The organism is Clostridium sp. CM036 (assembly GCF_055081135.1).
This window is the reverse complement of sequence record NZ_CM143652.1, coordinates 605,883-627,973: the sequence shown is the minus strand read 5'-3', so window position 1 is coordinate 627,973 and position 22,091 is coordinate 605,883. Positions and strand designations below refer to the sequence as shown.

Here is a 22,091-nt window from a genome sequence, read left to right as displayed (position 1 = left end):
AAATACTATTTTTATTACTTATTTGTCAACTCTCAATTATCAATTATATAAAGTATTGAGCAGTTCAATTTTTTTATCAATCATCTCATCTACTCTTTTTACGTACTCTCTAACATCTTTGATATTGGCAAACCTTTCATGTCTGTTTTCCTCTAAAAAAACAACTTTACAAACTGCATCTGCACCAAGTGCAATAACTGTCTGTTTCTCCTCAATCATTTGAATATTGTATATTCCTTCTTTTCCAGGCGTTGTATATCCAATATTTTCCATATTGCCCACCATATTTTTCTGCCTATACATATAATACGGTTTCATATGAAGTTTTTTAGATAATTCAACAGTGTGCTCATACATTTGGTTTAATTCTTCTTGAGCTGGAACTTGAAACCTATAATTATTAAGCATATTTTCATGGAGTTTTGAAGCTCTTTTTATGGACATTCCATGAATTGTAATACTATCAGGTTTCATTTGGGATATTTTATCGCAAGTTCTTATTATATGTGAAATCTTCTCTCCCGGTAGCCCTACTATTAAATCCATATTTATATTATCAAAGCCTAGTTCCCTTGCCATAGCAAATTTTTCGTTAACACTATTTACAGAATGAGTTCTCCCAATCAATTCCAAAGTATCGTCGTTCATAGTTTGAGGATTTATGCTTATCCTATGTACTCCATACTTTTTCATTGTAGTTAACTTTTCAAAGGTAATACTATCTGGTCTTCCGCATTCTACTGTAAATTCACTCACATTATCATTTTGAATAAAAGCTTCATAAATACACTTCATTATAAATTCAAATTGCTCATCATTTACGGAAGTTGGAGTACCACCTCCAAAATATACACATTCAATGTTAAGCTTCTTACCTTTAACGTAATCACTTATCTCTTTAATTTCATGCGACAATGCCTCAAGGTAAGGTTCTACTATGTTTTTGCAACTGCTTATAGGATTAGATGCAAATGAACAGTATAAACAACGTGTAGGGCAAAAAGGCATACCAATATAAACACTTATATTGTCTTTCTCTTTGTTTACAATATTTTTTTCAAACTTTGCAACATCAATACAAAGTCGCGCCTTATCTTCCCTTGTAATATGTTTTTCTTTAAATTCAGCTATGATATCCTTCTCAGAAATATCCTTTTGGAGTAGCTCAAGAGCTCTTTTAGAAGGTCTAATTCCTATTAAAGTTCCCCACGGTAGCTCACGAGTTGTATCCTTTGAAAAATATAAGAAAACAGCTTTTTTAACCTCTTCTTTAAGTTTGTATAATTTATTAATTGTGTACTCAAAACTTTCAAAACCCTTTTGTATAACTACCATATCTTCTTTTACTTCAATATTAAAATCATAATTTTCTTCAACAAATTTAATATCTGGAAATAAAAAAAATAAATTTATGATTTGATATACATCATAATTAAATTCTGCGTTATTTAATTTTACCTTAATCATCCTAACTCCTTAATGAAACATAGCTTATAAAATTCCTTGTGCTATTATCCCTTATATTAATTCTGTAAAAATGGATTGTTTAATTTTTCATTATTTATCGTGCTACATGGTCCGTGACCAGGATACACTATAGTGTTCTCTGGCAGACATAAAAGCTTTGATTTAATACTAGTAATTATAGTATTAAAATCTCCTCCTGCAAAATCTGTTCTTCCGATTGAACCTGCAAAAAGAGTATCTCCGGTGAAAGCACAGTTTTTTATTAAAAAGCTCATACCACCAGGTGTATGTCCAGGTGTATCTATACATGTAATTTCCAAATTAGAAATTCTTATTATATCCCCATTCTTTAGTAACTTATCTGCTCCACCTTCAATAAGCGGCCCAAACAAATTTACGCCTTTAGTTATTAAATCATCGTCTTTTTTACTCATACACACTACTGCATTTGTGATGGTTTTAAGCTGCGCGACTCCTGATGTATGATCTAGATGTCCATGTGTCAATAGTATATACTTAACTTTTGCACCTATAGTATTTATGGCCTTAACAATATCATCCACATCTCCACCTGGGTCTAACACTATCGCTTCATTGGTGTTTTTATCCATTACAATATAACAATTTGATCCATATATTCCTGTAACAACTTTTCTAATTTCCATTTTAATCCTCCTAGAAGTCTTTTTTACTCTCTAAAAGTAAGGTTACTGGTCCATCATTCTGTATATAAACCTGCATATCTTCTCCAAAATCTCCAGTTTTAACTTTACCTAACACTTCACTACACTGCTTAACAAATTCTAAATATAATATTTCAGCTTGCTCTCCACCAAGAGCTCTCATAAAATTTGGTCTTCTACCTTTTCTGCAATCTCCATATAACGTAAATTGAGAAACTACAAGAAGTTCCCCCCCTACGTCTATTAATGACTTACTCATTTTCCCATCTTCTTCAAAAATCCTCAGGTTTAATATCTTATCCTTTAGGAATTTTATATCATCCTCCGTGTCGCCTTCGCAGATTCCAAGTAAAACATTTAATCCAAAACCTATTTCACTAACTAATTTACCACTAACTTCAACTTTTGATGATTTAACTCTTTGCACTACTGCTCTCATAAATATTCCTCTCCTAAATTAAGCAAAACAATTCTCTTAATTTTTTATTCTATAAACTTCCATTACACCCGTTAACTTAGTGATTTTCTTTTGTAGTTCTTTCAAATTCTCAATATCAGCAACTCGTAGCTTTATATTTATTAAAGCCACATTATTTTTTAAAGTTTTTGCATTGATTGAGTATAATTGTGTTTTTGTAAGCGTTATTATCTCCATAATATGAGACAATAGTCCATACGTATCATCAGCTTTAATTTGAATCTCGGTAATATAGCCTTTTCCTTCGGGCGCTCCCCAGCTTACCTCAACCACTTTATTTATTTCACTATTTATTAAAGCTTCAACATTTTTGCAATCGCGTCTATGAACAGAAACTCCTCGTCCCTTAGTGATGTACCCTACTATTTCATCACCTGGAACTGGATTACAGCACTTAGCAAACCTCACAAGTAAATTGCCCTCACCCTTAACTATTAGACCTTGGTAATCCATTATTTTTTTATCATCTTTACATTCACTCTTGGTTATCTTTTGCTCAATGTCCTCAATGGTCATATTCTCTTGCTTGTTTTTATTTTCAAAACTCTCTCTCAACCTATTAATTACAGTTGGAGGCATAATATCTCCCACTCCAACATAAGCAAATAAATCGTCTACAGTTCTAAAATTATATTTCTTATATATTTTTTCTATTGCTTCGCCCTTAGCAATTTCTCCAAAATTATATCCTTGTCTCTTAGATTCCCTTTCTAATAATTCTTTACCTTTTTCAATACTCTCATCTCTTTTAGCCTTTTTAAACCAAGCTTTTATTTTACTCTTAGCTTGATTGCTCTTTGTAATATTCAGCCAATCAATACTAGGTCCCTTAGGCGTAGATGAAGTTACAATTTCAACTATTTCTCCAGTTTTCAAGTGGTATTCTAAAGGTACCATTCTTCCATTTACTTTCGCACCCATGCACTTATGCCCTATATCTGTATGAATTCTATAAGCAAAATCAATTGGCGTTGCGTCAAGTGGTAAATTAATAACCTCACCCTTTGGCGAAAATACAAAAACTTCATCTGAAAACAAATCAGTTTTAAACCCTTCCATAAACTCTTCTGCGTCAAAAGTTTCCCCTTGCCACTCAAGAATATCCTTAAGCCATGAAAATTTAGGGTCAGAATTTTGCTCTCCACTGCCCTCTATCCCCTCTTTATACTTCCAATGAGCTGCAATGCCATATTCTGCTGTTTTATGCATCTCGTATGTTCTAATTTGTATTTCAAAAGGTTTCCCGTGCGGTCCTATCACCGTTGAATGTAATGATTGATACATGTTGGGTTTTGGCATTGCAATATAGTCTTTAAACCTTCCAGGAATTGGTTTATACACAGTATGCACTATACCTAGAGCTGCATAACAATTTCCAATATCATTTACTAAAATTCTAACTGCCGTTAAATCAAAAACTTGATCTAAAGTCTTATTTTTAGTAACCATCTTTCTATAAATGCTGTAAAAATGTTTTGGTCTTCCATCCATTTCAGCTTCTATTCCAACAATATTTAAGTTGAACTTTAATTCCATCACTATGTTATCTATATTTTCTTCTCTCTCAGCTCTTTTTTCTGCAATTTTTCTTACTAAATTATAATATTCGTTCGGATTTAAATACCTGAGTGATAAGTCCTCGAGTTCCCATTTAATCTTAGACATTCCAAGTCTGTGAGCGAGAGGTGCATAAATATCCAAAGTTTCTTTTGCCTTTTGTTTTTGCTTTGCAACTGGCATATATTTAAGCGTTCGCATATTATGAAGTCTATCTGCAAGCTTAATAAGGATAACCCTAATATCCTTTGCCATGGCTAAGAGCATTTTGCGAACATTATCAGCTTGTTCCTCTTCCTTAGTCTTATATTTTATTAGTCCAAGCTTAGTTACACCCTCCACTAAATTTGCTACTTCTATGTTAAACTCCCTGCTTACATCATCAAAAGAATATACGGTGTCTTCAATTACATCATGAAGCAAACCTGCAACAATTGTGCTAGTATCAAGTCCCATCTCTGCTAAAATGCAGGCTACTTCTAATGGGTGCACAATATAAGGCTCACCCGACTCTCTCTTTTGCTCTTTATGTGCAGCGTAAGAAAAATTAAAGGCTTTAATAATAAGATCTTTGTCTACAGCATTACAATTAGTTTCAATCTTATGTAACAATTTTTCTAACATGCTTATACACTCCTAAAATCAAAGGCTGGTTAAATAACCAGCCAATACTTTTTACTAATATTATATAATATCTTGTAGGATTTTGCAATTTTAATTTAGTAATTCACTACACTAAATTTAAATAAGAACTAAATATCATATTTTACAAGAGACTTTATATCATAACCCTGCAATTTGTCTTTTCCATTAAGCTCTGTTAATTCAATTACAAAGTTTAAGGAAACAACTTCTCCACCCATTTGCTCTATAAGTTTTGTTACTGCTACAACTGTCCCACCCGTCGCAAGTAAATCGTCGACTATCGCTACTTTTTGTCCAGGCTTTATTGCATCTTTATGAATTTCAAGTTTATCCGTGCCATATTCAAGGGCATACTCAATTTCTATTGAGTCATAAGGTAACTTACCAGGTTTTCTAACTGGTACAAATCCTGCGCCAAGAGCATAAGCCACTGGTACACCGAATAAAAACCCTCTTGCTTCTGGTCCCACTATAACATCTATTTGCTTATCTTTTAAATATGCTACCATACCATCTATAGTGTACTTAAGTGCATTACCATCTTGTAGTAACGTAGTTATGTCTTTAAAACTGATACCTTTTTTCGGAAAATTTTCTATTATTCTTATACTATTTTTTAAATCCACAGTTATTCCCCCTAAAGTAAAATCAAGGTATATACTTCCACTTATATAAGTGGGAGACTTTCCTTCTAAATTGTCGTTAAAATACGAGACTATTTTTTAGTTCATTATCTAAGTACTTTGATATCTGTAGTGCTCTATTTTTATCTGTGGTAATAAATAACTCAACAACAATTTTAGCATTATCCATTCTTCCAACAGGATTAATTGTAGGCATTACCTTTAATGCCAATTTCAATACTGTATCTTCATTAATAATCTTAATATTATGAGTTTTTAGAAGTGCACAAATTCCATAATTATTGGTGCACTTTAATTGCTTTATACCTTCCTCTGCGATTATTTTATTTTCACTTTCAAGCTTTGTTTTACTATAACTAGTACCTATCATTACCAAATCCATATATTTATTTATGGACTTCATCTTGTAGTAAGACGAAATTGCTTGCGCTAGTTTAAATGTAAGCCCTGAAGCACATAATCCCTTGAATGGATAATTGCAACCCCTCTGTTGTGGATCCACAACAATAGTGTCAGGAACGTTTTTAATAGGTTCGTGAAAATCTGTGACTATAACATCAATTCCTATGTATTTACATGATTCTATTTCACTGATAGAATTGATTCCACAGCCTAATGTTATTATAAGTCCTGGTCCTAAATATTTTATATGATTATTAATATCTTTTTCATTTAAATCACGGTTTTCACTTAGTTCACTTGGTATAAAATACTCAACATCAGCATTTACAAACTTCAGTACTAGCATCAATAAAGAAATTGCCGTAATACTATCCACATCATAAAAACCATAAAGGACAATTTTTTCTCTCTCATTTATAGCTTTGACAACTCTATATAATGCAGCTTCCATTCCTTTTAATAAAAATGGATTATACATATTGTAATCTATATAGCTATTTTTATTCATTTGCATGTTTTTAAGATAATCCAGCATAAAAGCTCCCCAAAGTTAATAAAAAACACATTGGTATAATTTAAATTAGTTTTTTTAATAAATACAAAAGTATTATATTCCAATGATTCCCTACTCAATAATTGATTTTAAATTTTCTAATTTCCTTTTATAAAAATAAAAAGCAAAGAAGTAATTAATACATCATACTTCTCTGCTTTAATTTTTAACCATTTGAAACAATCCTTAGCTTAGTTATCTGTTACATATTAGTAATCTTAAGCAGCTTAGACTGTTGCTTTCTTACTTCTTTTTTTAAGCAACACCCAAACAGGACTTGCTATAAAAATTGAAGAATAACATCCAACTAATATACCGATTATTAATGGTAAACTAAGCTCTCTTATAGATGGTACAAATATATATACCGCAATTATAGTAAATAAAGTTGTAGCAACTGTATTTATTGATCTTGCCATGGTTTGTGTAATACTGGCATTAGTAATATCTTCTATAGACGCTTTCCTCATATTCTTTTGATTTTCTCTTATTCTATCAAATACAACAATAGTATCATTAATAGAGTAACCAACTATAGTCAGAATAGCCGCTATAAACGTTGCGTTTACCGGTATTTGGACTACTGCATACACTCCAACCATAATTAGAATATCATGTAGTAATGCAATTATGGCTGCAACTCCGAATTTAAATTCAAATCTTAATCCTATATACGCTAGCATACAAATCATAGCAATAATTAAGCCCCTCATAGCTTTTGTCTGTAATTCACTACCAACAGACGCGCCTATCGTATCTTGTGCAGTTAATTCACTAGCTTTAAACTCTTTCTTAATTTCTTTTAGCATGGTTGCTGTTTCATCAGCAGAAAGAGCATCACTTTTTATGGTTATTTCCAAATCCTTACCATCATCTAATGTTTTTGATAAGTATTCACCCTTTGCGTGCTTATCAATTATTTTATCTACATCGGCTTTTTTAAATTCCTGCTTCATATTTATAGTAAGTGCTGTACCACCTTTAAAATCTATACCTAAGTTTAGCCCCTTTGTTACCATGAACCCCATTCCTATTACAATTATGAATAGAGACATAGCAAACCATAGTTTTGTTTTTTCAACTATTTTTAGCATATGCTTACCCCCTTTTCACGCCAAAATGAGATGTCTTACTTAGTAGTCCCATTTCGACAGCTAATTTTAATAAGAATTTAGTGCTAGTAAGTGCTGTAAATACACTTATACCTATACCAATCATCAATGTAAGTGCAAACCCTTTAACTGTGCCTGTTCCAACTGTATATAGAACTAAGGCGGCAATTATAGTTGTGATGTTTGAATCTAATATTGATGACAATGCTCTATGAAAACCAGCATCTACAGAGGCTTTTATTGATTTTCCGGTTTTAAGTTCCTCTCTTATTCTTTCAAATATTAACACATTAGCATCTACTGCCATACCAACTGTAAGTAAGAATCCCGCTATCCCTGCAAGTGTCAAAGTGGCATTAATGGCTGAGAATGCTCCAAGAACTAAAACCACATATAAAATTAAAGATATACCTGAAATCATACCTGGTACTCTATAATATAAAAGCATAAATATTAATATAACTAATATTCCTATAGCTCCAGCCTTCATACTTAATGGCAATGCATTTTTACCTAAAGTAGCTCCAACTGTTTTAACGGAAACAGCTTTTAAAGTTACAGGCAATGCTCCTGATTTAATAATTTGAGATTTTGTTGTAGCTTCTTCTAATGTCTTGGTTCCTGAGATCATAGCCTTACCGTCTGTTATAACTGAGTCTACTGTAGGATCTGTTAGCACCTCATCATCCATATAAATAGTAATTGACTGTCCTAAAAACTTCTTTGTAGCTACTGCAAATTTATTCTTCCCTGATTCCTTAAGTTCAAGCCCTATAGTAGGTTTATTATCTTGACCTATGTATGCAGTAGCATCTTTTACATCTTTACCAGTAAGAATTGTCACTTTATCAGGACCAACAAATTTAAGCTCTCCTGATTTTGCAACAGTATCAAGAATTTCTTTAGAATCGAATTTTCCTGGTATATCAATTCTAATTCTATTATCACCTTCTTTGGCAACTAGTGTCTCACTAACTCCCATTTTGTTGACTCTCATAGATATAAGTTCAATTGTTGTGTCCAATGTTTTTGAATCAACCTTCCCACCTTGAACTTCTTCTAAGACAGAAATTCCACCCTGTAGATCTAACCCTTTATTTATTGTTTCAGTAAATGGTTTAAACCTATAATTTCCTATTTCAAGTCCATAGAAACCTGCAAATGCCAATACCCCCACAACTAAAACACTAGTCAGAAAAAGCATCATACTTTTTTTCTTTTTCATCTTTATCACCCCTTCGCTGCATATTCATAAGTGAATTATATTATAATTAACTAATTTAGTCAATATTTGTCAAAATAATTCTACTTATTCATAGTTTTTGATTTTAAAGCTATAGCACATTCTATCCTTTTCTTTTGCATCTTGCATCCAAGTTCATAAGGAATATGCATATCTCCGTTAAAGTTAAAGTTATTTGCTTGGCATCCCCCACTACAATAAAATTTGGCCCAGCACTGCATACATGTAGGTTTGTTGTAAATATGTGCTTCTTTAAACTCTTGCACAATTTTTTTATTAGTAATTCCATTATATATATCGCCCAGTATATAATCTTTATTACCAACAAATTGATGGCAAGGATATATTTCTCCTTTAGGGGTAACTGCTATATATTCATGACCCGCTCCGCATCCAGAAATTCTCTTATAGACGCATGGTCCACCTTTTAAATCTATATTAAAATGGTAAAATTTAAATTCATTTCCATCCTTATGTCTCTGAAGCATATCCGTATATAATTTATCATATTGCTCAAAAATGACTGGTAAATCTTCTTCTCTAATTGAAAGTTCATGTTCCTTTGGTAACACTACTGGTTCTATAGATATTTCTTTAAACCCTAAATTTGCCATATGTTTTACATCTTCAAAAAAGTCAGTATTTCCTCTGGTAAAGGTTCCCCTCGCATAATAAGCTTTTGACTTATCTCTCATATCAACCATTTTTTTGATGTTAGGAAGTACTCTATCATAGGAACCGCTTCCATCAACTCTTACTCTAACCTTATCATTAACAGATTTTCTACCATCTATGCTAAGTACTATATTGCCCATATTTTCATCCATATATTTCATGATTTCATCATTAAGTAATGTAGCATTAGTTGTCATTGTAAATCTTATACTTTTTTTATATTTTTTCTCTTGCACTTTAGCATATTCCACTACTTCTTTTATCATATCAAAAGCCATGAGTGGTTCTCCACCAAATAAATCTATCTCAATGTTTTTTCTCGTTCCAGATTTTTCCAGAACAAAATCTATTGCTTTCTTTCCAACTTCCGCTGACATTACTTCTCTAGCGCCATGATACTCACCCTCATCAGCAAAACAGTATTTACATCTTAAATTACAATCGTGTATTACATTAAGACATAAAGCTTTTATGTACGACTCCGCTTGTCCACTTTCTTTTGCAATTGATTCATATAAATCTTTTGTGTATAGCATTTCTTCCTGTATTAAACTTTGAATTTCACTATACGCTTCCTCAATATCTTCTACATTATATTTATCTTTTAAACTTTCTATTAACTCTTCTTTTTCCCCAAGGGAAACCTCATCTAAAAGATCATAAACTATTTCATCGACTACATGTAGCGCTCCAGAATTTACATCTATTACGTAGTATTCTCCATTTTGGATATATTTATGAATTAATGACAATTTTATTCCTCCTAACAAATTTAAAGCAGTAACCTTAAGTTACTGCCACATTAATATTATTCGTTTTCACAAGCTAAGTTTGCTACTGTGCAAGAAGTTTTACATGCTGATTGGCATGAATTAGCACATTCTTTGCATCCTGGTTTTTTCAAACTTTCTTTAATGCTTGATTTGTTTATAGTTCTTATATGTTTCATTATTATTCCTCCATATCGTAAAGTTTCTGCATAATTATATCATAATATCTTAGCTAAATAAAGTATTCTTATAGATTTATTCCAAGCATTCCTGAAAAAGCACCTGTGCCTAGAGCTAAAGCTGTTCTTACTACTTCCCTCATACCTATAGCAGTGCTTCCACCACCAACTACTTTAACTAGGTATAAAACTAACATGTAAGTAGCTGCCACCATGATACCCATTAGCCAACCTTTTTCTCCAGCTTTTTTTGCAGCAAATACAGATCCATAAAGCACACTGACTAATGTTATTACAATGTAAAAAACGGATGTTACCTTCATGCTAGCTGGTAAAAAGGTTGTTATTATAGAATAAATCACTAATATAATTAAGGTTAAAATTGCAGCCCTAAATACTCCTTCTGCAGCATAAGAATATTTTTTTTTGTTTTCCATGTATATCCCCCCTTACTATAGATTTCAATATTGTTTTCATTGAAATCTATAATATTAATTATGATTAAAAAGGGGGGTTTATTACTAATTTTCTACTTTTTCTCTACTACTTCATCACTGTTTAAATTTATAACTGTGCCTATTCCACTTTTTGATAATTTAATTCTAGCTCTGTCTGGACCACTTTCCAATATAATGTAGTCATCTTGAATGTTGATTATTTTTCCCATTATACCGCCCTTAGTCATTACTTCATCATTTAATTTTAAATTATTTAAAAGTGTAGCATATTTTTTCTTTCTTTTGTTTTCTGGTATAAATACTACTAGATAAAATACCGCAAGCATTAACACTATAGATATTAAAGAACCGAATTGTCCCATTTATGTTCCCCTCCTTTCAATAAATTTTTTTTAAACTTATAATAAAATAATTTCCCATAAACTTAATCCCTAAAGAACCACAACATCCCTTAGTACATTTATAGGTTAATCATATTATAGTAAATAATTATATTTACTCATTCCACTGAGCAAGTTTCTCAGCCTTAAACTCTTCAAAACAATCATTATCAATGGCATCCCTAATGTCTTCCATAAGTTTATTATAAAAATATAGATTATGAAGCACGCAAAGCCTCATGGCGAGCATCTCTTTTGCCTTAAATAAGTGTCTTATATAGGCTCTTGTATAGTGCCTGCAAGCAGGACATTGACATCCTTCATCAATCGGAGCGCTATCCAGCTCAAATTTAGCATTCATTATATTTATTTTACCATCACTCGTAAAAACATTTCCGTGCCTACCATTTCTTGCTGGCAATACACAATCAAAAAAGTCTACTCCCCTAGATACTGCTTCTAAAATATTACTTGGATATCCCACTCCCATAAGATATATTGGTTTATCCTGTGGTAAGTGTGGAACAACTGCATCAATGATTCTGTACATCTCTTCATGAGTCTCCCCTACTGCAAGTCCTCCTATAGCATAACCATCTAGGTTCATTTTACTAATTGTTTTAGCATGTTCTGTTCTGATATCCTCACAAATACCACCTTGATTTATTCCAAACAACATCTGTTTGTTATTTATGGTGCCCTCAAGAGAATTTAATCTATCCATTTCAGTCTTACATCTAATTAGCCATCTTGTAGTTCTTGCTACTGAGTCTTCTACATATTCTCTAGTAGATGGGTTTGATATACATTCATCAAAAGCCATGGCAATAGTAGATCCTAAATTGCTTTGTATCTGCATACTTTCTTCTGGCCCCATGAATATTTTTTTCCCGTCAATATGTGAATTAAAGTAAACTCCTTCTTCTTTAATTTTCCTCATTTTAGATAGAGAAAACACCTGAAACCCACCGGAATCTGTAAGAATAGGTCTATCCCAATTCATAAATTTATGAAGTCCTCCCATTTGCTTTATAACCTTATCTGTTGGCCTTAAGTGCAAATGATAGGTATTAGATAATTCTACTTGGCAGTTGATTTCTTTTAAATCCATAGTGGAAACAGCGCCCTTAATAACTGCCTGAGTTCCCACATTCATAAATACAGGTGTTTGAATAGTTCCATGAGGTGTTGTAAACTCACCACGTCTTACTTTACCACTTTTCTTAAGTAATTTATACATATTTACCCTACTTTCTATACAATAATTAATATAAAAACATTGCATCTCCAAAACTAAAGAATCTATATCTTTCTTTTACTGCCATATCATATGCACCCATAATTAAATCTTGGCCCGCAAAAGCGCTAACTAACATTATTAACGTGGATTCTGGCAAATGAAAATTTGTTATTATTGCATCAACAATTTTGAATTTATATCCTGGATAAATAAATATATCTGTCCATCCGGATTTTTCCTCTACTCTGCCATTATCATCTGCTATACTTTCGAGTGTTCTATTAGATGTAGTACCTACTGCAATTACTCTGCCACCCGTCTCTTTTACTTCATTAATTATCGCTGCTGCTTCACTACTAAGCATATAGTACTCTGAATGCATTTCATGTTCTTCCACTGTTGCGGCTTTTACAGGTCTAAAAGTACCCAGACCTATATGAAGTGTTACAAATACAATTTTAACACCCTTAGCTTTAATTTGACTTAGCAACTCATCTGTAAAATGGAGTCCTGCAGTAGGGGCTGCTGCAGATCCTGCAGCTCTTGAAAATACAGTCTGATATCTTTCTTTATCTTCTAATCTTTCAGTTATGTATGGTGGTAGCGGCATCTCTCCGAGTTTATCTAAAACCTCTTCAAAAATTCCTTCGAATTCAAATTCCACTATTCTACTTCCACCCTCAGAAACACTCATGACTGTTGCCTTTAGTTCTCCATTTCCAAAAACAAACCTAGCTCCCATCTTTGCTTTTTTACCCGGTTTAACTAAGGTTTCCCAGTGATTAACATCTATTCTCTTTAGGAGCAGGAATTCCATTTTACCTCCTGTTTCCTCTTTCATTCCTAAAAGCCTTGCTGGTAAAACTCTGGTGTCATTTAGCACTAAGCAATCTCCTGGGTTTAAATACTCTATTATATTTTTAAACTGTTTGTGCTGTATTTCCTTATTTGTTTTATTAACTACCATAAGCCTTGACTCATCCCTTTTTTCAACTGGATGTTGAGCAATAAGCTCCTTTGGTAAGTCAAAATAAAAATCCTTTACTTTCAAAAAAACTACATCCTTTCTCTAGCAAAAATCATTCAAACTTCATCATTAAATACTGTGAATTGTTTTAGATTTTTATGCTTATTCTATTTTTTAAAAGGCCTATTCAAATGTTGATAAGCCTTATTAGAAGCCATCCTCCCCCTTGGGGTTCTTATTATGAATCCTTTTTGAATTAAATAAGGTTCATAGACATCTTCTAAAGTTCCTAATTCTTCTCCTATAAAATAAGATAAGGTCTCTATGCCTACTGGTCCCCCATTAAAATTATCTATAATAGCTTCAAGCATTTTATTATCTATTCTATCAAATCCTTCGTCGTCTATTTCAAGAAGTTCACAAGCAGACTTTGCTAAATTCAAATCAATAATTCCATTCCCCTTAACATCACAATAATCGCGAACCCTCTTAAGCAAACGATTAGCAATTCTCGGAGTGCCTCTTGAACGTCTTGCAACTTCAATTGCAGCATCTTCCGTAATATCTACTTTTAAAATAGATGCAGAACGAATTACTATCTCTTTTAACTCACCTTGCGTATAATATTCCATGGCGCTTAGCACACCAAATCTATCACGAAGAGGTGCTGTTAATAGTCCAATCCTGGTAGTTGCACCAATAAGTGTGAACTTAGGCAAATCTAGTCTTATAGATTTTGCTGAAGCTCCTTTTCCAATTACAATATCTAAAACATAATCCTCCATAGCAGGATATAATATTTCTTCTACAGCTCTATTAAGTCTATGTATTTCATCAATAAAAATAACATCATAATCGCTCAAACTAGTTAAAATAGCTGCCAAATCCCCTGCTCTTTCAATCGCGGGCCCGGAGGTTACTTTTAAGTTACCCTTCATTTCCTTTGCAATAATGTTGGCAAGTGTTGTCTTACCAAGCCCAGGAGGACCATATAAAAGCACATGATCAAGAGCTTCTTCCCTATTTTGAGCTGCTTTAATGAATATATTTAATTTTTCTTTAATCTTTGGTTGACCAATATACTCTCTAAGTTTTTGGGGTCTTAGCGAATACTCTGCTTCCATATCTTCTTCAATGACCGATGAAGTAATAATTCTTTCCTCAATATCATCCATAGTGTACTCCCACCTTAGTTCATCAAATATTTCAAACAATCTTTAATCATATTTTCAAGTGATTGTTCTTTACTTATAGCTTTTAATGCTTTTTCTGCTTCCTTTTCAGAATATCCAAGGGAAATAAGCGCTCCTAAAACCTCTATAAGTTTTCTATCATCTTCTAAATTACTACCTGAAATTTGTGATAAAGTGTTAGCTGCTGACTGTTCAATATGAATTTTTTCTCTGAGCTCTAGAATTATTCTTTGAGCAATTTTCTTGCCTATTCCAGGTGCCCGTATTAAAGTTTTTTCATCTCCCGACACAATCGCATATTTTAAATTTGTAACACTGCAAATAGAAAGTAATGATAAGCCAGCTTTTGACCCAACTCCATTTATACTAATTACAAGGCTAAACATCTCTATCTCTTCTTTTGTTAGAAATCCGTATAGTCCAATAAAATCTTCTCTAACAATTTGTTTTATATATAATAATACATGCTCGTTAGTTTTGGGCATCTTTGCCATAGTACTTCCAGAGGTATATATTTTGTAACCCATGCCGTTATTATCTACTACAATATAGTCCTTATTAATGCCTACAAAAATTCCATTTATATATTCGTACATATATTTCCTCCTTGATGCTTTCTTCGTGAATATAAATTATTAATTGCTATCATCACATTTTTATAAAGGCTACATAACACTTTACCACCTAAACGGTATTAATTCAATAATTAAGATGCATGAAAATAAATAATAAGCCAAAAAACCTTAAGAAATACATTTTTCTTAAGGTTTTAGTACATATTTTTTTATTTCACATTAGGATGTTAAGACTTTAATAAACCCCTAGCATAATCAAAAGCCTTTTCGGGTGTTTTAAATTCTCCTTTTTCATATTCGGCGCTTTCTTCCGCATCCTTACTACCATCACTGTCTTTACTATATTTTCTACCGCGAATTAGGTCATCCACCAAGCCATCTTTCTCTTTCAAATCACCTATCTTGACATATTGTAATTCCCCTTTGTCTCGAGCTTCAAAGTCATATTTCTGCTGTTTACCATTTGCTATATAAACATTTGAATTAAATAGTTTATGAGCTGTTATGTCTCCATTTTCATCTGTTTTATAAATTGTTACAAGGTCCTCATATACTCCCAAAAAATACCTGTTAGCATTGTAACTGTACCTATTACTATTATTAACAAAAACTATTTCATCATTACTCATACTAAAAACTGTGTAACCTTGGTTTTTAAAAAATTCATTAAGTTCTAACTGTGTTTTTTTGTTTAGCACATCCGAACCATTAAATTGTTTTTCGAGCACCATATTTCTAACTTCATTGTCTTTATATCTAATCTTAAACATAAATTTTGTATCCTGAGATACCCTAACCAATTTAGTATTCACGGACGTTTGCATTAAATTATTTTTGTCATTATCATTAATACTTTTCGCAGTGAATTTTAAATATGGCAATTTGCCACAAGCTTCAAGCTTTAAATCATTTTTATTCATATAGTGATTAAGAGAATAGTTAGCACCAACGAAAGTTATTAAAATTATTGTAAATATTGAATATAAAATTTTTCTGTTTTTCATATTACCACTCCTTATTTGAAATTATGTCCATATAAGGGGGTATTCATTCAATAAATTGAAAAATATAACTTAAATATCAATTTCCTATAATCATAAAGGTGAAATGTATGTATCAATGAGACAGATAGTATATAATAAATTTTACAGACCCTTAGTTTATGTAATTAAATCATCTCCTTCGGAGCTGCAATATTAATATATACCTTGAAAGGAGTTTATTATGACGATTTATAGATTATCAAATGATTTAGTATTCCCAGATCCATCTCTAAGCGACGCGGATGGACTTTTAGCCATTGAAGGCGACCTATCTCCCGAGAGATTACTACTTGCGTATTCTAATGGAATATTTCCATGGTTTTCAGAAGACGAGCCTATACTTTGGTGGTCACCTGATCCAAGATTTATTGTTTATCCAAAAGATATTAGAATTTCACATTCTATGAAAAAACTACTTAAAAAGAGTACATATAGGGTTTCCTTTGATACTTGTTTCAGAGATGTTATATGTAATTGTTCTAATACAAGAAAAGAAACAGGTACATGGATTACAAATGAAATGATTGAAGCTTACTGCAAGCTTCACGAACTCGGCTATGCCCATTCAGTGGAAACCTGGTACAAAGATAAGTTAGTTGGTGGATTATACGGCATAAGTATAGGAAAATGTTTTTTTGGTGAATCAATGTTTTCAACTATGGATAATGCCTCTAAGGTAGCCTTTACTACTCTAGGCAAATCATTGGAAGAAAAAGGATTTTCTATGATTGACTGTCAGGTTCATACAACTCATTTGGAAAGTTTAGGAGCAGTTTATATTCCAAGAGAAAAATTCTTGGAACTTATGAAAAAAGAAATTTCAATAAACCCTTTAAAATTGTGCTTTTAAGTTGCACAATTCCTTAATTATTCAAGCTCTAAAACTTCTTACAAACAGAAACACTGAAGCATGGAAACGCATTGACAAACTCCAAGTATTATAATATGATTAAATAAATATTGCTTAGGTACTTTTGTCACCGGATAAATGTACTGAAATCATAAGCGTTAGGAATTCATGCCGTTAGGTCTTAGGGTATGAATCGCCTAATGCTTTTTTTTGTTAGGAGGATTATAGTATGAAAACTAAAATTAATACAAGCATTAAACATAAAATAATTAATAAAAAGGGGATATGTAAAAGTATGAAAACAAAAACTAATACAAGCATTAATAAATTATTTTTTAAATATGTGTTGTTAAATGTAATCAGCATGATAGGGTTGTCTTTCTACATATTGGCAGATACGATATTTGTATCAAGAAATATGGGTAATAACGGTTTAACTGCATTGAATTTAGTATTGCCTATTTATAGTCTTGTGAATGGTATCGGTTTAATGCTCGGCATGGGAGGTGCCATAAGGTATTCCATCCTCTGCGGAGAGGGAAATTTCAAAAATGCAAGCAAGACCTTTACGCAAACCATCTATATGGCTCTTGCCTTTGGGTTCCTATTTACGGCAGTCGGAGCATTCTTCTCTGGTGATATTGCGAGACTGCTAGGTGCTGATGCAGAGGTAATGCCAATGGCAAGTTCATACCTAAGAACAATACTGCTATTTTCCTGTGCTTTTATGGTAAACACTGTGATTGTTTGTTTTGTACGGAATGATAACAATCCGAAGCTCTCGATGATTGCCATGCTTGCAGGAAGCTTTGGCAATGTCATTCTTGATTATATTTTTATATTTCACATGAATCTTGGTATGTTCGGCGCCGCATTTGCGACAGGTCTTGCCCCTATCATAAGTATTGGCATACTGTCTATCCATCTTATACAGAAGAAAAACCGTTTTAAATTAGTAAAAACATCCTTACAAAAGAAGTATGTAAAAAAAATATTTTCGCTCGGATTACCGTCTTTGTTCACCGAGGTATCTTCAGGACTCATTATACTTTTGTTCAATATTGAAATTTTAAATCTCATCGGAAACATCGGCGTTGCAGCATATGGAATTATCGCTAACCTTGCTTTAATTGTTGTCGCTGTTTTTACTGGTATTGCACAGGGTATACAACCCATTTTGAGTATAAATTTCGGTACAGGAAATAAAGACAATATAAAGAAAGTATTCAGATACGCTGTGATACTTGCATTTTGTATTGGCTTCGCTTTCTATATTGCAGGGGCGGTTTACCCGAATGTTATTATCCAACTGTTTAACAAGGAGTATAATGCTGCGCTTGCTGATATGGCGACACAAGGTATAAGGCTGTATTTTATTTCCTTCTTCTTCATGGGTTTTAATATTCTAACGTCTTCATTTTTTGCTTCTATTAATCAACCTGCAAAAGCATTTACCGTTTCTCTTGCAAGAGGTTTTATTACTGTTATCCCTTTGATTTTCATTCTTCCGCATTTTCTGCAAATGACAGGAGTTTGGTTAACTATTCCGTGTGCAGAAGTGATTACCTTATTGTTGAGCTTATTCCTTATAAAGAATTATCTCAAAGATGATATTTCTATGCATCCGCCAATTTGACATACTATCACGCTCCATTCGATAGCTTTTATTTTATTACAAAAACAAAAGCTATCGAATATTATACAATATACACTATAGAGTCAGAATCTAAAAAAAGTGAACGGCACCCTGCACGTTGTGCAGGGTGCCGTTCATAATATAATAGTGCAGTCTTTTATTATGTTAGAAATCAACACTACTCTTAATAGTATGCTACCATCTTATCTTTGGTAAAGAATACTAAGTAAAATATTCAATTATTGCCTGCTTAAAATTATTATTTATAAGTTCTGAGATATAATTTTTAATATCCTCGCTGTCTGGTTTTTTATAGACATATTTGAATTTTCCATACGGCCCCCATTTCAATTGCCTTTTTTCTTCATTCAGATCAAGCTTAGTATTTTTAAATCGTTGAACTATCAACTCCTTTGCCGCTTTAGTAAATCTATGTTGAATAAGTTCAAAGCTTACTTCCCCAGTATAATCACCTAGTGCTATTTTTAGTGTTTCAAATAACTCCTTATATTCCTCACGCCAATTATCATATATCATGATAGGTGCAATTATGAATCCTATTGGATATCCAGCAGCAGCAATTTTTTTAACTGCGTCTATTCTCTCCTTAAAACTAGAAGTATTGTGTTCGAAATTATCTATTACATAACGCGAATTTAAAGTAAATCTGAATTTTGTGTGCTTGTTATGTTTTAGCTTTAAAAATGGATCAACATCATTAAATTTCGTTACAAGCCTCAATCTACCATTGGAACTTTCTCCAAAGAACTCTATGCATCTTTTTAAGTTCCCACTTAAGTGTTCAAGCGCAATGGGATCTGTTATACTTGCACATTCAAAGGTTGTAATATTCGGCTTGTTATCCTCTATATAAGTTTGTATATTCTCTAAAATTTCTTCAATATTCATAAAAATCTTCATGAAAGGTTTTTCACCTTGAGTAGTCTGAAGATAGCAATATTCACAATTTGCAGGGCATGAACTTGATAGTGAAAATTGATAATCAGCAGATGGTTTGCAACTCGATAATTTTTTTTGACCGTTTATCGTAAAAAGAACAACCTTTTTAGACATTGCATAATTTTTTTCAGGTGATCCACAATCTATTATTACTCTTTTAGAATTAACTATGGGTACCTTTAAGCTTTCTAAGTGCTCTATAACTTTTTTTGCTGCATCATATTTCAGAACTTTAGGATCTATATATGCAATGTCTGGTATAAATAACTCCATTATCCTCACCTCATAAGTATTATTTTATTAAACAAAGTTATTTATACATCTCAGCTCCTTTATAGTCTTCCTTATTTCTTATTTCTTATTTCTTACTTATTATCACTTAAAAGCACACAATAATTATTGCACCTACTGATTCCATAATAAAACCGCGGTTTTATATTTACCATAGTAACCAAAATATAGGGAGAACGGTATAATAAATATATACCGTTCTCCCTATGTTTCAGTGATTTTACAAACTTAATATTTTTTATCTAGTGTTGTATTTATTGATCACCTTATTTTTTAATTTTTTCCCAAGGGTTTCTCCTATAAATCTATCAATCATTTCTTCCTTAGTAGCTTTACCTTCTACAAATATGTTAAATTTCTTGCAAAGCTTGCCTAGGTCCCCTTTACTTATATCACAAGTCTTAATAAAGCTTTTTGCAGTTTTAACACTAGTCATAGCTATTATACGTTTATACATTTCATCATTAGTCATGGATGCACCTCAAATTTCTTATTTATCAAATACATTATATCATCTTAAATAACATCAATAAATCATTTCTAATTAAATTAATAAGTTTTTTTTTAAAAGTCTTCTAGAAATCGAATATTTATGATATTTACCCATTATTTTATTTTTTATTATCATGCAATACTTGATCAATTACAATTACCATTGCTAAGGTAAACGCATAATTTTCTTCTTCATTGATGGCAATTTCATAAGTATCTCCCCACGAAAGCCATTTTTTGTTTATTTGCGCAACTATACTACCATTTTTCACTATTGAAAAATCATGAGCAAAGAAGTCTCCTTCAATCTCGTAATTACCCATATCGCTTTCTATATGGAATTTATCACTAAATAAAGTGAATTCTTTTTTCACTTTGGCAGCATAGTTTCCGCTTAAATATATATTATATTCCGGCAGTAACTTAAATAACTTCTGCTCAATGTATATAATTTCATTATTATTCATATCATAAATTCTAAGTTTATTTCCAAATGTGAAAATCTTTCCTTCTACATTGAATACATCATTACCTGAAACATCTTTAATACTAAAACTGTCACCTATTGAGAATATCTTTTCTCGGATATAAAACTTCACACAAACTCCCCCAATAACATTTATTCCTATATATTTTATTATACATTATAAATATAGTTCCATTAGTTCTAATTTGATTTTACCAAAACCTACATGCATTATCAATAAAACTAAGAAGTTCAAATGGAGGATACGGTTAATTTTTTTCATATATACTTATATTAAAATGGAGCAAAGTTGATAGCTTTGAGGTATCATTAGCTTTTTCTCTCATTGCATTATCAATAGTCCAATAGTAAGGAGTCATTGCAATAAGACTCTTTATATCTTCAGCATTTCCGACATCGATGCTGTACTTAACTTCCACGCTCTGAGTTAACTTAAATCCATCAAATGTTGTTACTTTTTCCTCATGTTTTCTAGCATTTACATATAATATTTCTTTTAAACCATATAAATGTTGAACTCCAGGAGTTATAACAACTAGCTTACCGTTATCCTTTAGAACCCTATTAAGCTCAGTCTCATCTGAGGGTGCAAAATTTCTTATAATGATATCTATAGTGCCTGGCATTATGGGTAGGTTAAAATTACTACCTACTATAAATTTTATTTTTTTATCTCTCTTAGTTGCATAAGTAACTGCAGCTTTCGAAATATCTACGCCAAAAAAATCAATTTCTTTATTTCGGGTGTAGCTAGCTTCTTTTCTATGTATGGCTTCCTTTAATCTGCATAAAAAATATCCTTCTCCACACCCAGCATCAAGTATATTTATATTATTTCCATTTATATTTGATATTATTACATCATTTAGTTTATCAGAAAAAGTGTGATAATACCCTTTATTTAAAAAGTCTCTACGCCCTTCCATCATTTCTTTGCAGTCACCAGGGTCTTTTGTTTTCTTTTGATTAGCAAGCAAAAGATTAATATGTCCTTTACTTGCTATATCATAACTATGATTATTTAAACATACATATTGTTTTTCATACTTTTTTAAACTTAAGTTGCATACGGGACATTTTAATATAGATTCTTTATTTTCTATTGTCACAA

General features: G+C 32.0%; 23 protein-coding genes. 2 read left to right on the top strand and 21 right to left on the bottom strand.

Annotated elements, in window-relative coordinates; genetic code table 11:
- Window positions 1-39 precede the first annotated feature (39 nt).
- The 17 genes from ACWJKE_RS02940 to ACWJKE_RS02860 all read right to left on the bottom strand — a co-directional run bounded on the left by ACWJKE_RS02940 (window position 40) and on the right by ACWJKE_RS02860 (window position 16,225).
- On the bottom strand, window positions 40-1,467 hold the full coding sequence (locus ACWJKE_RS02940) for a coproporphyrinogen III oxidase (protein WP_216302792.1): 1,428 nt from the start codon (window positions 1,465-1,467) through the stop codon (window positions 40-42).
- 56 nt (window positions 1,468-1,523) lie between these two features.
- Complete coding sequence (locus ACWJKE_RS02935; protein ID WP_462959145.1) at window positions 1,524-2,132, bottom strand: MBL fold metallo-hydrolase; 609 nt, start codon at window positions 2,130-2,132, stop codon at window positions 1,524-1,526.
- 10 nt (window positions 2,133-2,142) lie between these two features.
- Complete coding sequence (gene dtd, locus ACWJKE_RS02930) at window positions 2,143-2,589, bottom strand: D-aminoacyl-tRNA deacylase (protein WP_165412766.1); 447 nt, start codon at window positions 2,587-2,589, stop codon at window positions 2,143-2,145.
- A 36-nt stretch (window positions 2,590-2,625) separates the two neighbouring features.
- Entirely contained in the window at window positions 2,626-4,809 is a 2,184-nt protein-coding gene (locus ACWJKE_RS02925) for a RelA/SpoT family protein (protein WP_165412767.1), read from the bottom strand.
- Window positions 4,810-4,937: 128 nt separating this feature from the next.
- Window positions 4,938-5,456 carry an adenine phosphoribosyltransferase gene (locus ACWJKE_RS02920; RefSeq protein ID WP_165412768.1) on the bottom strand — a complete coding sequence of 173 codons (519 nt, stop codon included), beginning with the start codon at window positions 5,454-5,456 and terminating at the stop codon, window positions 4,938-4,940.
- A gap of 76 nt (window positions 5,457-5,532) precedes the next feature.
- A complete protein-coding gene (locus ACWJKE_RS02915; protein ID WP_216302789.1) occupies window positions 5,533-6,411 on the bottom strand; it encodes a DHH family phosphoesterase in 879 nt (292 codons plus the stop codon).
- 245 nt (window positions 6,412-6,656) lie between these two features.
- A complete protein-coding gene (secF, locus tag ACWJKE_RS02910; RefSeq protein WP_462952967.1) occupies window positions 6,657-7,523 on the bottom strand; it encodes a protein translocase subunit SecF in 867 nt (288 codons plus the stop codon).
- Window positions 7,524-7,527: 4 nt separating this feature from the next.
- Complete coding sequence (gene secD, locus ACWJKE_RS02905; RefSeq protein WP_216302787.1) at window positions 7,528-8,766, bottom strand: protein translocase subunit SecD; 1,239 nt, start codon at window positions 8,764-8,766, stop codon at window positions 7,528-7,530.
- Window positions 8,767-8,846: 80 nt separating this feature from the next.
- Complete coding sequence (gene scfB / locus ACWJKE_RS02900; protein WP_220286580.1) at window positions 8,847-10,211, bottom strand: thioether cross-link-forming SCIFF peptide maturase; 1,365 nt, start codon at window positions 10,209-10,211, stop codon at window positions 8,847-8,849.
- A gap of 56 nt (window positions 10,212-10,267) precedes the next feature.
- Window positions 10,268-10,408 carry a six-cysteine ranthipeptide SCIFF gene (gene scfA / locus ACWJKE_RS02895; RefSeq protein ID WP_165412773.1) on the bottom strand — a complete coding sequence of 47 codons (141 nt, stop codon included), beginning with the start codon at window positions 10,406-10,408 and terminating at the stop codon, window positions 10,268-10,270.
- 68 nt (window positions 10,409-10,476) lie between these two features.
- Window positions 10,477-10,845, bottom strand: a complete 369-nt coding sequence (locus tag ACWJKE_RS02890) for a TIGR04086 family membrane protein (protein ID WP_165412774.1) — start codon at window positions 10,843-10,845, stop codon at window positions 10,477-10,479.
- A gap of 92 nt (window positions 10,846-10,937) precedes the next feature.
- Window positions 10,938-11,228 (bottom strand): preprotein translocase subunit YajC, encoded by a 291-nt coding sequence (gene yajC / locus ACWJKE_RS02885; RefSeq protein WP_165412775.1) that lies wholly within the window; start codon window positions 11,226-11,228, stop codon window positions 10,938-10,940.
- 133 nt (window positions 11,229-11,361) lie between these two features.
- Window positions 11,362-12,486 (bottom strand): tRNA guanosine(34) transglycosylase Tgt, encoded by a 1,125-nt coding sequence (gene tgt, locus ACWJKE_RS02880; RefSeq protein ID WP_216302785.1) that lies wholly within the window; start codon window positions 12,484-12,486, stop codon window positions 11,362-11,364.
- 25 nt (window positions 12,487-12,511) lie between these two features.
- Complete coding sequence (gene queA / locus ACWJKE_RS02875; protein WP_462959144.1) at window positions 12,512-13,537, bottom strand: tRNA preQ1(34) S-adenosylmethionine ribosyltransferase-isomerase QueA; 1,026 nt, start codon at window positions 13,535-13,537, stop codon at window positions 12,512-12,514.
- A gap of 83 nt (window positions 13,538-13,620) precedes the next feature.
- Window positions 13,621-14,619 carry a Holliday junction branch migration DNA helicase RuvB gene (ruvB, locus tag ACWJKE_RS02870; RefSeq protein WP_216302839.1) on the bottom strand — a complete coding sequence of 333 codons (999 nt, stop codon included), beginning with the start codon at window positions 14,617-14,619 and terminating at the stop codon, window positions 13,621-13,623.
- A gap of 23 nt (window positions 14,620-14,642) precedes the next feature.
- A complete protein-coding gene (ruvA, locus tag ACWJKE_RS02865) occupies window positions 14,643-15,242 on the bottom strand; it encodes a Holliday junction branch migration protein RuvA (RefSeq protein ID WP_165412779.1) in 600 nt (199 codons plus the stop codon).
- 206 nt (window positions 15,243-15,448) lie between these two features.
- Window positions 15,449-16,225 carry a hypothetical protein gene (locus ACWJKE_RS02860; RefSeq protein ID WP_216302783.1) on the bottom strand — a complete coding sequence of 259 codons (777 nt, stop codon included), beginning with the start codon at window positions 16,223-16,225 and terminating at the stop codon, window positions 15,449-15,451.
- A 220-nt stretch (window positions 16,226-16,445) separates the two neighbouring features.
- Between ACWJKE_RS02860 and aat the strand changes: the two genes are divergently transcribed.
- Window positions 16,446-17,114 (top strand): leucyl/phenylalanyl-tRNA--protein transferase, encoded by a 669-nt coding sequence (gene aat, locus ACWJKE_RS02855; protein ID WP_220319536.1) that lies wholly within the window; start codon window positions 16,446-16,448, stop codon window positions 17,112-17,114.
- Between the two features lie 229 nt (window positions 17,115-17,343).
- Window positions 17,344-18,750, top strand: a complete 1,407-nt coding sequence (locus tag ACWJKE_RS02850; RefSeq protein WP_253198152.1) for an MATE family efflux transporter — start codon at window positions 17,344-17,346, stop codon at window positions 18,748-18,750.
- A gap of 222 nt (window positions 18,751-18,972) precedes the next feature.
- Here ACWJKE_RS02850 and splB read toward each other — a convergent pair whose 3' ends face one another.
- The 4 genes from splB to ACWJKE_RS02830 form a co-directional block, all read right to left on the bottom strand.
- The gene (gene splB / locus ACWJKE_RS02845; RefSeq protein ID WP_216302781.1) at window positions 18,973-19,983 is read right to left on the bottom strand and encodes a spore photoproduct lyase; all 1,011 of its coding nucleotides are present in this window, start codon (window positions 19,981-19,983) and stop codon (window positions 18,973-18,975) included.
- 256 nt (window positions 19,984-20,239) lie between these two features.
- Window positions 20,240-20,473: a hypothetical protein gene (locus tag ACWJKE_RS02840; protein WP_165414612.1), complete on the bottom strand. Its 234-nt coding sequence runs from the start codon at window positions 20,471-20,473 to the stop codon at window positions 20,240-20,242.
- Between the two features lie 139 nt (window positions 20,474-20,612).
- Entirely contained in the window at window positions 20,613-21,092 is a 480-nt protein-coding gene (locus ACWJKE_RS02835) for an LURP-one-related/scramblase family protein (RefSeq protein WP_462959143.1), read from the bottom strand.
- 136 nt (window positions 21,093-21,228) lie between these two features.
- On the bottom strand, window positions 21,229-22,089 hold the full coding sequence (locus tag ACWJKE_RS02830; RefSeq protein WP_216302779.1) for a methyltransferase domain-containing protein: 861 nt from the start codon (window positions 22,087-22,089) through the stop codon (window positions 21,229-21,231).
- Window positions 22,090-22,091: the final 2 nt, after the last annotated feature.